An 11863-nucleotide genomic window follows, 5' to 3' on the forward strand; every position below is an offset into this window, starting at 1 on the left:
ATCAGCCGTTTATTTGATGAGGGTCATTTCCTCCAGCAGGTGACCAGCGCCGGCAAACTTGTCGATGATGAACAGCGTATAGCGGATATCCACGACGGCTGCACGCTGCAACTGCGGGTTGTAGGCGATGTCGCCCGTCAGTCCTTCGTAATTGCGGTCGAAGCCCGTACCGATCAGTTCTCCCCGTGCATTGAAGACCGGTGAGCCGGAGTTACCTCCCGTATTGTCGGTAGCCGTAGCAAAGCAGATCGGCATCCGGCCGTCGGGCATGGCATACGGACCGAAATCCTTTTTCTCATACAGTTCTTTCAGTTTGGCAGGTACCACAAACTCCGGATTGTTCGGATCTTCTTTTTCCATCACGCCTTTCAGTGTGGTGTAATACAGATACTCCTTGCCGTCGGCCGGTTCATACGAACCGATCTTGCCATATGTCAGACGCAGGGTAGAGTTGGCATCCGGATAAATCGGCTGTCCGTTCCGCTGCTTGTAAGCCAGCACTCCCGCCACCCAGGTCTTGTGGGCACGGTTGTAGGCATCCGTCTCGCTCTTCATGGCCTCGCTCGTAGCCTCGTAACCGTCCTTCACCGACTGTGCGTAACGCACCATCAGGTCGTTCTTGAGCTGCATGGCATCCGGTTTCTTCAGGAATGCCTCCAGTGCCTCCCGGCTCCGGAAAATGGAGCGGTCGAAGCAGGCATCGATGAAGGCATCGGTACTGCCGTTGAACTCCTTCTTGATGGTTTCGAAGATACTGATGCGCCGGTCTACCGGAATCAGCTGGGCATACAGTGCCAGCAGCTGCTTCGAAACCTTGCGGTCGACTGCCGCATTGTAGTCTTTGTTGAAGAACTTGTCGGCACGTTTCAGCAGACTGGCAGTAGCAGCCTGAATTTCCTTCCGGTTCTTGCTGTCGAGAGCCTGCTGCAGCGAGTCGGTTTCCGGTACCTTCGAGAACTCCGTACCCAGCATCAGTGCCTCATAGATAGCCTGCTGATGGTATACGGCATCACGGCGCTTGGCCACAATCTGACGGATGCTCTCAAAGGCCTGACGGTAACTGTCGTCGCCGATTTCACGTCCGAAATTCAGCAGGGCTTCCTGCTCTCTCTTCTTGCGGTCGAGTACCTTCAGGCGTACCAGTCCTTCGTTCATGCCGATGGCATTTTTCCAGTAATTGGCCGATGAGGCATACTTGGCGGCATACTGGATACGGATCTTGGGACTGCTTGCCATTTCCTCGCCCAGTACGCGCAGACGTACGCCGCGGACCGTATCACGCATGAAGTTGGTGGTTTGCATCCGTTCTTCCACCTCGTCGCTGATCATGTAGCGCCAGTTGCGTCCCGGGAATCCCATGACGAAAGTAAAGTCGCCTTCCTGGATACCCTTCAGGTTGATGGCCAGGTGTTTCTTGACCTTCAGAGGCACATTCGTCGCATCGTACCGTGCCGGTTTGCCCTCGGCGTTGGCATAGATACGGAAGATAGAGAAGTCGCCGCAGTGACGGGGCCACATCCAGTTGTCGGTATCTGCACCGAATTTGCCGATGGAAGAAGGAGGAGCTCCTACCATGCGGATGTCCTTATAGACAGTCTTTACAAACAGATAATACTTGTTGGCTCCGTAGAAAGGCTTCAGTTCGAGCACCGTAAACTCGTCGGTAGCGATTTTTTCCTTTTTCGCAAAGCGCTCGGCTACCCCTTCCAGGTATTTCGGAGAAAGATAGTTCAGTCCTTCCGGATCTTCATCCTTTTTCAACTGCTCTTCCACATATTCCGTAACGTCCAGAATACGGTCGATAAACGTGACAGTCAGTCCCTCGCAAGGAAGCTCCTGGCTGCGGTCCATGGCCCAGAAACCATCGGTCAGATAGTCGTGTTCCACCGAACTGTGCTGCTGGATATAGCCATATCCGCAATGATGATTGGTCAGCACCAGTCCTTCCGAAGAAATCACCTCGCCGGTACATCCGCCTCCGAAGTGCACCACCGCATCCTTCAGGCTGATGTGGTCGGGAGAATACACCTGGTCGATGCTCAAGTCCAGTCCCAGGTCCTGCATTACAGCCGCATTCTGCTTCTTCAGGTCGGTCAGCATCCACATGCCTTCGTCGGCATAGCTGCCCATAGCCGTACATAATCCAAAGAGTGAGAGAAGAAGTGTTTTTTTCATATATCTTATAAAATTGGGGTTAATTTACAAATCCAGTCAGGCAGAAAAAAGGACAAGCCGACAAGGTGTTTTGCCACAGCCTTCGTCTGCTTGTCCTCTCTTGCCGGATGCCTTTCGGGCATCCCTATCTGTTCGACAGGCTGTATTATTCAGCGATTGTCATTTCATCGATCAGGTTCTTGCATCCACCCAGTTTCTCTACGATGAAGAGTACGTAGCGGATGTCTACGGCGATACAACGCTGCAGGTTGTTGTCGAAGTTGATGTCACCCGACAAAGACTCCCAGTTGCCGTCGAAAGCACAACCGATCAGTTCGCCGTTGCCGTTGATTACCGGTGAACCCGAGTTACCGCCGGTGATGTCGTTGGTAGTCAGGAAGCAAGCCGGCATTTCACCGTTAGGCAATGCATAGCGGCCGAAATTCTTGGTAGCATACAGCTCTTTCAGTTTGGCAGGTACCACAAATTCCGGATTGTTCGGATCTTCTTTTTCCATTACACCCTTCAGGGTAGTGTAATACTTGTAGTGGATACCGTCCTTCGGATCGTAAGCCTTCACATTACCGTAAGTCAGACGGATAGTGAAGTTAGCATCCGGAGCCTTCGGAGTCGGTGCATACATTTCGCACAGACCACGTACGTAAGTCTTATGCAGCAGGTCGATTTCACCGCTTACTTCGCTTCTCTTGTCGAAGAGTTTCTTCGCCATTTCGTTCTTGCTGCTAGAGTACTGGATAGCCAGGTCGGCATCGATAGCCTCTACAGTCGGGTTGGCGATGAAGGCATTGAAGTTCTTTTCGTTGGCAAAGATAGTGTTGTCATACAAGGCATCGATGTAGGCATTGTAATCACCCTTGAACTGAGTCTTGATGGTCTGGTAGAATGCCGGAAGAGCTTCAGCCGATACGCTGTCGGCATAAAGCGGAATCAGCACCTTAGCCACCTTGCGGTCTACTTCGTGATCGTAATCCTTGTTGTGTACGCTGGCATATGCCTCTTTCAGTGCCTCGATATTCTTTTCAATGTCTTTCTTCTTGTTTTTCTGCAGGGCAGTCTTCAGGTTCTCGAAGATTACGTAAGTCGCACCGAATTCGATACCCGAACGGAAAGTCTCGCTGAAGTAAGTCAGCTCACGGGTAATCGGAGCCACCTTAGCCACGTACTCGTCAATCTGTCCTACCACCTTGGCATATGCCTCGCTGTTCTGTTCCTTGGCAAACTTGGCAAAGTTAGCTTCCTGTTCAGCCTTTGTTTCCAGTACACGGTTGTCGATGATGGCCTTGTTCATACCGATTGAGTTCTTCCAGTAGTTGCTTGAAGAAGCAAACTTGCTGGCATACTGGATACGCACCTTGTCGCTGGCAGCCATTTCCTGGCGCAGCACGTTCTGGCGAGCCTCACGGACAGTGATGCGCGGTACGTTGGTACCCACCATGCGCAGTTTCACTTCGCTTTCTGTCAGGTAACGGCTGGTGCTTCCCGGGAATCCCATAATCATGGCATAGTCGCCTTCCTGCAGACCCTTCAGTGAGATGGTCAGGTGTTTCTTCACCTTCAAAGGCACATTGTCCTTGCTGTACTCTGCCGGATTACCGTTCTTGTCGGCATATACACGGAACATAGAGAAGTCGCAAGTGTGGCGCGGCCACATCCAGTTGTCGGTCTCACCTCCGAACTTACCGATAGAAGAAGGAGGAGCAGCTACCATACGCACGTCGCTGTAAGTCTTGATGAAGAACACATAGAAACGGTTGCCTTCATAGAAAGGAAGCGCTTCGGTAGAGATACCCGGCTTGCCCTTCAGGTCGCTCTTCTTCAGTACCTCAGCAGCCAGTTTGTCGAGGTATTCGGCACCGAATGAGTTGATTTCCGATACCTTTCCTTTACGGATGTCTTCGTTGACGTCTGCAGTCACATCGACGATGCGTTCCACAAACTTGAAGGTCAGTCCCGGAGTCGGCAGTTCTTCCGAGCGGTTCTTAGCCCAGAAACCGTCAGTCAGATAATCGTGCTCTACCGAGCTATGCTGCTGTATCGCGTCGTATCCGCAATGGTGGTTGGTCAGGATCAATCCTTCGGCAGAAATGATTTCTCCTGTACATCCGCGTCCGAAAATACCTACCGCATCTTTCAGTGTGATACGTTCCGGATTGTAAATGTCGGCGATATCCATTTTCAAACCCTGCGCTTTCATTCTGTCAGCAAGATTCTGCTCTTGCATCAACTGTAGAAGCCACATTCCTTCATCGGCCTTTACCGGTGAGAAAGCTGCACAAATCAGTGCAAATGCTAATGCTTTAAGTTTTTTCATTCTGTATATAAAATTAAATTTTTTACAAATATAATCTAACTTTTGCACATGAAAACCCATCTGTGTTCAGATTTTTGCATCTTCTATGAAAATAATGGCATTTTGTTCTTATTTTTACAGTTTTTATGACTTTCATTCCTTGCGCAATACAAAAGGGAGGGGAGGAGACGGTGACTTTGTGTTACCCGCATCCGCCAGGGAAAAGGCAGGGAAAAAGCGGGGGAGAGGGAGTTAAATTCTTTTGATACAGTAATAAACCTCTATTTAAGTTTAAATTTTGATAATTTATTTTTTAGCAAGGTAGAAACATCTTACCTTTGCGCCGTAAACAAAAAAGCTTGTTGCATGTATAAATTTTACTTTTTTCTGTTTTGTGCGATAATATGCGCTTCTTGCGGAAAGAAATATAAGATAGAGGGTGTCTCTTCTGTATCCAGTCTGGACGGAAAGATGCTTTTTATCAAAGTGCCTTCTGGTAACCAGATGGTGAAGATAGATTCGACTGAGGTAATACATGGGCTGTTCAAGATGGAGGGAAAGGTGGATTCTGCGCAATTGGTATCACTGTTTATGGACGATGAGTCGATTATGCCTTTTGTGCTGGAGGATGGAGACATCTACATTGATATAAGCAACTCGGGTATTACCATCAAAGGAACTCCGCTGAATGACTGCTTCAATGATTTTGTCATGAAGAAGAATTCACTGGACGACCGTGCCTACGAGGTGGAACGCCAGGAAAGCCGGATGATTATGGACGGAAAGGATTCTGAGACCATCCACCGGGAGATTACCCGTCTGCGTAAGGAAGTGAATGACGAAATGAATGCGTTGGCCAAGGAGTTTATTCAGGCCAACTATGAGAATGTGCTCGGACCGGGGGTGTTCATCATGATTTGCAACGCTTTCCCTTATCCGATGCTGACACCGCTGCTGGAGGAAATCGTGGACCAGGCTCCGGAGTCGTTCAAGAACAATCCGATGATTAAGGAATACATGGCGGTGGCCCGCAGCAACATGGAAAAAATCGGGGCTTCGCGATGAGTTGAGCCGTATCCGGTACCGGAAGGATTGCCGGTCTTGACCCGCATCCGGCATACGTATGGATTAAAGAAGTAATTTTAATAAGGCAATGCCGCATATCTCTTGAAAGAGGGGTATGCGGCATTGCTTTTTCTGTCTGCCGGAAAGTCTTTGGGAAATGCATGTATCGGCCTGGAAGACTGAAAGGGATTGTAAAGTGAATTTATATACGAATTACAGAACTTTTTTGAAGTCTTTCTTGTTTACATAATAATAAGGCGTTGCTTGTCTGTAGATGACTGCCGGCAGGGCCACTTGTTAACAATCGAAGTGAGTTTCGTTTAATATTCCAGGTATGAACTTTTATAAGAGATTAAGATTTTGGGTGGGAATCGGAATGTTCCCCTTTTGGGTCAATGCCGTTTTTGCGGGAAACCCGTATGCAACGTATCTCCAGGAGAATGAGGACGGCAGTCATGTCCTGTCGGGTGTGGTGAGTGATGAATCGGGAAATCCGCTTCCGGGAGTGTCTGTAGTGGTGGTGGGGACTTCGCTGGGTACCATTACCGATTATGACGGAAAGTATACGTTGAATCTTCCGCACACGCCTTGCCGGGTGCGTTATTCCTTTATAGGTCTGGAACCGCAGGAGGTGACGGTGAATAATACGGTGAAGGTGCAGCACATGACGTTGAAGACGGATGCCCAGCTGCTGGAGGATGTGGTGGTCATCGGCTACGGCAACAAGAACCGGAAGAGTCTGACCAGTTCGATCGTTTCGGTGAAGAAGGAGGACATGGAAAAGCTTTCGCATACATCGACTACCGTACAGAACATGCTGGGAGGTACCATCAAGGGGGTACTGGTGACGCAGAACAGCGGAGAACCGGGGGCTACGTTGTCGATCAATGTGCGCGGGGTGACTTCTCCTTATCCCATTACGACTTCGCTGACGGCCAACAATGCGCCGCTGTATGTGATAGACGGGGTCCCGATGTTTGTGGAAGGGAATGCGCTGAACCCGCTGCTGAATGTCTCGCCGGGAGATATCGAAAGCATTGATGTGCTGAAGGATGCTTCGGCTACGGCCATCTACGGGTCGAGAGGAGCGAATGGTGTGATTATTGTCACCACGAAATCGGGAAGAAAGGGTGAGAAGGTGAAGGTGGAGGCCGGATATACCCTGAGTATCGGGAATCCGGTGAAGGAGTTTGCTCCGCTGGACAACCGGGAGTTCCGGATGTTGCACGAAGAGATTCTGGTCAACTCCATGCGTGCCTATAATGAATCGATGACCGGCAGGGTGGTGTCTACCAATGTGATGCCCGACTTGCTGATGAAATACGGTCGTTTTGAGATGGATCCGCAGACGATGCTTTTCACCGGGTTTCAGGGCTTGAACCCCTCGGCTTTCGGGGCGGAGAATGTGAACTGGAACCGGGAGATACGCAACCGCAATGCGTTGACGCATCAGTATAATGTGTCGGTGCGGGGAGGCTCGGAGAAGACGGATTATTCTTTTTCTTTCAACGGAATCAATCAGGACGGCTTGTATAAGTACGATCATATGGATACGTACGGGGCGCGTATGTCACTGAATACGGCTGTCAGCGAACGTGTCCGTGCGGGGGTATTGATGAGCTACTCCAATTCGAGCCGGAAAAGTCCGAGTCAGGAGTCCATTCTGCAGAGTGATACGCATGCCTGGCTGGTGCGGCCGGATCGTCCTGTCTATGACGAGAACGGTGATTTTGTCCGGATTGATTATGCGGCGCACTATGATTTGCCCGAGGGGGTGACGGTAGCCAGTCCGGTGGCCCTGCTGGAACGGAAATCGGAAAATGTGAGCGACCAGTTTATGGGTAATGTGTATCTGGACATTGATATTCTGAAGGACCTGAAACTGCATGCGGATTTTACGATGGCTTCTTATAATTATTCCAACCGGTATTTCTATCCGGGAAAGACGCAGGAGCTGTGGCAGGGGATGATTCCTTATTCCACACTCAGTACCAACCGTTCGAAATATACGAATACGTCTGTCAACTTCCGTGCCGATTACAGCCGGTACTGGAACAGGCATTTGCTGGGAGTGATGCTGGGCTATGGGGCCGACCGGAGTGTGAGCCGGGGAGAGGCTTTTACGTTCCAAGGATTCCCGAACGATGATTACCTGAACAATGTGGGTTCGGCACAGCACGTGCTGTCGTCTGCTGATTTTGTGACGAAAAGCGGACTGAATTCGTTGTACGGTCGTGTGTCGTATGATTATGCCGGACGGTATCTGCTGGAGGCGAGCTTGCGTGCCGATGCTTCTTCGAAGTTCGGGCCGGGCAACCAGTGGGGTGTTTTCCCGGCGGTGTCTGCGGGATGGATGCTCAGTGAGGAGGATTTCCTGAAGCGGACCGGCTGGATAGATGAACTGAAACTGAGGTTGAGCTGGGGACAGACCGGATCGACGAATGTGTCCAGTTTCTCTTACCGGCAGTATTATACGGCAGGACAGTATGGAAACAGTTCTTCCGTACGCCTGCAGGACTTGTTGCCGAATGAGGGAATCCACTGGGAAAAGACGCATGAGGTGAATCTGGGACTTGACTTTACGTTGTTCTCAGGCCGTTTGTATGGGGGCTTTGACGTGTATTACCGCTATACGGCGGGATCGCTGGCTCCGGCACCTCATATCCTGGAGTCGGGCATGAAGAATTATTACGACAATATCATTGATGTGTCGAACCGGGGACTGGAGTGGATGATGGGAGGTTATCCGGTGCGGACAAAGGATTTTTCCTGGATGAGTGACCTGAACCTGGCTGTCAACCGCAACCGGATTGAGTCGCTGAACAATGCGCAGATTGCTGTTACCATGCAGGATGCCTTCCTGGTGGGAATGCCTGCCGGAACGGTGAAGGGATATGTGGTGGATCATATCATACAGGATGTGGAGGAGCTTGCGGCATTGAACGAGCAGGCGCAGCAGAAGGGGTTCGCCAATTACCAGAACGGTGGAGAAGGGGATTTCCTGATGCGGGACATGAACGGAGACGGTACGATCTCGGCCGATGACCGGGTGGTGATTGCTAATCCGGAGGCGAAGTTGTTCGGTGGATGGACCAATACGTTCACGTACCGGAACTGGTCGCTTTCGGTGCTGATGCAGTTCCAGTGGGGAGGACAGGCCTTGTATTCCAACCTGAATCAGGAGGCTTACGGTTTTCTGGGGCAGAGTGTGGGGCGTGAACTGTTCGGAAATACCTGGACACCGGAGCGTCGGGATGCACGTTATGCGCGTCTGGTGGCTTCTCCGTATAACATGAATTACCTGGACAATGACCGGTATGTGTTTGAGACGTCGTACCTGCGCATGAAGAATGTTACCTTGTCGTATGCCTTGCCTGAAAGGTGGATGACAAAGGCGGGTGTCGCACGGGGAAGTCTGTTTGTCTCGGCTACCAACCTGCTGACCCTGACCGGTTGGCCGGGGCTGGACCCGGAGACCATTGCTTCCGGCATTACAAGCATGGGAACCAACAGCGATCCTTATCCGTTGAGCCGGACGTTCTCGGTGGGAGTCAATTTGCAGTTTTGATCGTAATTTGTATTTATCATGAATCTGAAACATTATATATTGGGAATGATAGGGTTGTGCTGCATGAACGGATGCAGCCTGATGGGACCCATCGACGAGTTGAAACCGGAGTATGTGCTGGATGACAGGACGCTGATTACGGATGCGGCCTCGGCGGAAATCGCGGTAGGAGGTATTTATGCTTCGTGGAGAAATTATTCGGGCATCTACAATGCGATGTTCATGCGGAGCGGGGTACTGAAAAGTTCTTCGGTAAACGGGGCGGCAAGTTTTGCTTCCGGAAGTATACTGGATGATAATTTCGTGGTTTCGGAAACCTATACGCAGTTGTATTATGTCGTGAATCAGGCGAATTCGGTACTGGCTGCCTTGCAGGATGGCCGGTCCATCCGGGGCTTGTCGGAGGAGATGCGGCGTAATTACATCAAGGAAGCGAAGTTCAACCGGGCACTGGTGCATTTCATGTTGCTGAGGCTTTACGGGGAGTTCTGGAAGCCGGATTCCCGTTATGGGGTGGTCTTGTACGAGGAGCCTGTGAGAGGGAACATTCCGAAGGCCCGTGCTTCGGTGGCGGATTGCTATGCCTTGATTGTGTCCGACCTGGAAGAGGCGTCCGACTTGCCGGTGAAGACGGCTTCAGGACGTCCGGTGATGTATATGGCCAACGGTCTGTCGGCAAAGGGATTCCTGGCAAAGGTACGGCTGTCGCAGGGAGAGTATAAGGAGGCATACCGACTGGTGTCGGAAGTACTGGAAGAAGGAAAGGCTCAGGGCATCGTACTGGAAAAGAATTACGGAGATGTGTTTGCCAGTTTCGACAACTCGGAACTGCTGTTTTATCCGTATACGATGAATAACCAGCAGAAAGTGACGAGCAACTGGTACGACTGGAAGGGAGGTGCCGGAAAGACTCTGACGATGATTGCAGAGGCGCATCCAGGCGACCGGCGGTATCAGTGGGCATTTACCAAACCGGTGAATCCGGTGTATCAGATGAACAAGTATCAGATGAATGACCAAATAGAGAACCGGCCGGGCAATTCGCTCTATATGCTGCGTCTGTCGGAACTGTATTTCATTCAGGCGGAGGCCGGACTCCGGAAGGGGATCCTGACACCGGAACAGGTGCGGGGACTGCTGGCTCCGCTGATGAAGCGTGCGGGTTTTGATGACGGGTACCTGAAACAGGTGAAGGATGCGGACCTGCTGATGGAAATTTTCGACCAGAAGTATCTGGAACTGTTTGGAGAGAACTTTGAGGAATGGTTTGATATGGTGCGCTATCATGCACTCGATGGAGTGGACTGGCAGGCCCGGAAGTATGTGACGGCCTGGTCTGGAGGAGGCATTCTTCCTTTGCCCCGTATGGCGCTCTCTGGAAATAATTTGTTGGAACAGAATCCTTAATCTGAAATATAAAATATACTGCATATGAAAAAAATTGGTTGGGTGGCCATTGCTGCCGCAGGTTTGTTGGGTGCCTGTCACCCTGTATCGGAAGGATACACGATTCACGGAACGCTTACGGGTGAGCACGTAGACGGAAAGGTTTATCTGGAGTGTCTGGATTCCTTGAATAATCCGGTCACGGTGGACAGTACGGAAATGAAGGAAGGTAAGTTTGTCTTGTCGGGGGCGGTATCTGCTCCGTCGATGCATTACCTGGTGATTGATACGAACCGTCCGGGAGAGAAGGCTGACTTGAGAAACCGGAAGTTCAGGGCCATGTTCTATTTGGATAATTCGGATATTTCTTTTTCAGGGGATGTGGCTACTTTACCGGGGTATTACTATTCTACTACCCGCAAGACGGTGGCTCCGGCTGTAACCGGATTGCCTACGCACGATTTGTTCCTGCAGATGAATGCCGGTCTGAAACCGCTGACGGATACCTTGTCGGCTGTGAATGAGCGTTACCTGAACGAGTATTATGTACCGGAACTGGAGGGCAAGGAGGTGGATGAATCCGTCGGAAAGGCATTGGTACGGGAAGAAAGAAAGTGGAACGACCGGTTGCTTCAGGCCAAGCTGGATTTTATCAAGGGCAATGCCCGCTCAGTTGTGGCCTTGGATCAGGCGATTGTGTTGTTCTCCGATCCGAACATGTCGTTTACTTTCGCACAGATGGATGAACTGCTGGGCTGGTTTGAGCCTTACTGGAAGGGTACATCGGAATGGGAACGGCTGGAAAGAACGGCTGCATCGGTGAGATGGATGGCCATCGGTGAGAAGTACAAGGATGTGGAGGTGCTGGACCGCAACGGACAGACCGTGCGTCTGTCTTCGCTGATTCCAGAAGGCGAGTATGTGATGCTGGAGTTCTGGGCAAGCTGGTGCGGACCCTGCCGGGCGGAAATTCCTCACTTGAGAAAGGTGCACGAGAAGTACAAGGATTTTGCGATTGTCAGCATTTCGGTGGATGAGAAGGAGTCGGAATGGCAGAAGGCACTGAAGGAAGAAAAAATGGACTGGACGCAGGGGCGTATGGAAGGAGGAATCTACGGTGAGGCGGCACAGCAGTATCACATCATGTCTGTGCCTATGTGCCTGATTCTGGACAAGGAAGGTCGTTTCTACAAATCGAACGTGCGTGGAGCTTATCTGGATGCCTTCCTGGAAGATCTGTATGCCGGGAAATTGTAAAAAAGGAGAATAAATCGCATTTGTGTCTTTATTTTATAAGGTTTTATTAATGGTGTGAAAGGGTACGTTCCGGAAGGAAGGTATCCTTTCTTTTTTATGCCGGGCTGTGACAGGAAACGGGA

Annotated in this window: 6 protein-coding genes; 4 read left to right on the forward strand and 2 right to left on the reverse strand. The window is 50.8% G+C overall.

Annotation, left to right across the window (positions count from 1 at the left end; translation table 11 throughout):
• Positions 1–9: 9 nt before the first annotated feature.
• Together H3001_RS06075 and H3001_RS06080 are read right to left on the reverse strand one after the other, a co-directional pair.
• Positions 10–2175, reverse strand: a complete 2166-nt coding sequence (locus H3001_RS06075) for a S46 family peptidase (protein WP_178244568.1) — start codon at positions 2173–2175, stop codon at positions 10–12.
• 145 nt (positions 2176–2320) lie between these two features.
• Positions 2321–4486 (reverse strand): S46 family peptidase, encoded by a 2166-nt coding sequence (locus tag H3001_RS06080; protein WP_181214395.1) that lies wholly within the window; start codon positions 4484–4486, stop codon positions 2321–2323.
• Positions 4487–4831: 345 nt separating this feature from the next.
• Between H3001_RS06080 and H3001_RS06085 the strand changes: the two genes are divergently transcribed.
• From H3001_RS06085 to H3001_RS06100, 4 genes are all read left to right on the forward strand, one after another.
• Complete coding sequence (locus tag H3001_RS06085; RefSeq protein WP_178244566.1) at positions 4832–5530, forward strand: DUF4369 domain-containing protein; 699 nt, start codon at positions 4832–4834, stop codon at positions 5528–5530.
• 334 nt (positions 5531–5864) lie between these two features.
• A complete protein-coding gene (locus H3001_RS06090; protein WP_181214396.1) occupies positions 5865–9098 on the forward strand; it encodes a SusC/RagA family TonB-linked outer membrane protein in 3234 nt (1077 codons plus the stop codon).
• 18 nt (positions 9099–9116) lie between these two features.
• Positions 9117–10505: a RagB/SusD family nutrient uptake outer membrane protein gene (locus tag H3001_RS06095; protein WP_181214397.1), complete on the forward strand. Its 1389-nt coding sequence runs from the start codon at positions 9117–9119 to the stop codon at positions 10503–10505.
• A 24-nt stretch (positions 10506–10529) separates the two neighbouring features.
• Positions 10530–11741 carry a TlpA disulfide reductase family protein gene (locus H3001_RS06100; RefSeq protein WP_181214398.1) on the forward strand — a complete coding sequence of 404 codons (1212 nt, stop codon included), beginning with the start codon at positions 10530–10532 and terminating at the stop codon, positions 11739–11741.
• The last annotated feature ends 122 nt before the right edge of the window (positions 11742–11863 follow it).

The sequence above is a fragment of the Phocaeicola faecicola genome, from assembly GCF_013618865.1.
In the GTDB taxonomy this organism is placed as follows: domain Bacteria; phylum Bacteroidota; class Bacteroidia; order Bacteroidales; family Bacteroidaceae; genus Phocaeicola; species Phocaeicola faecicola.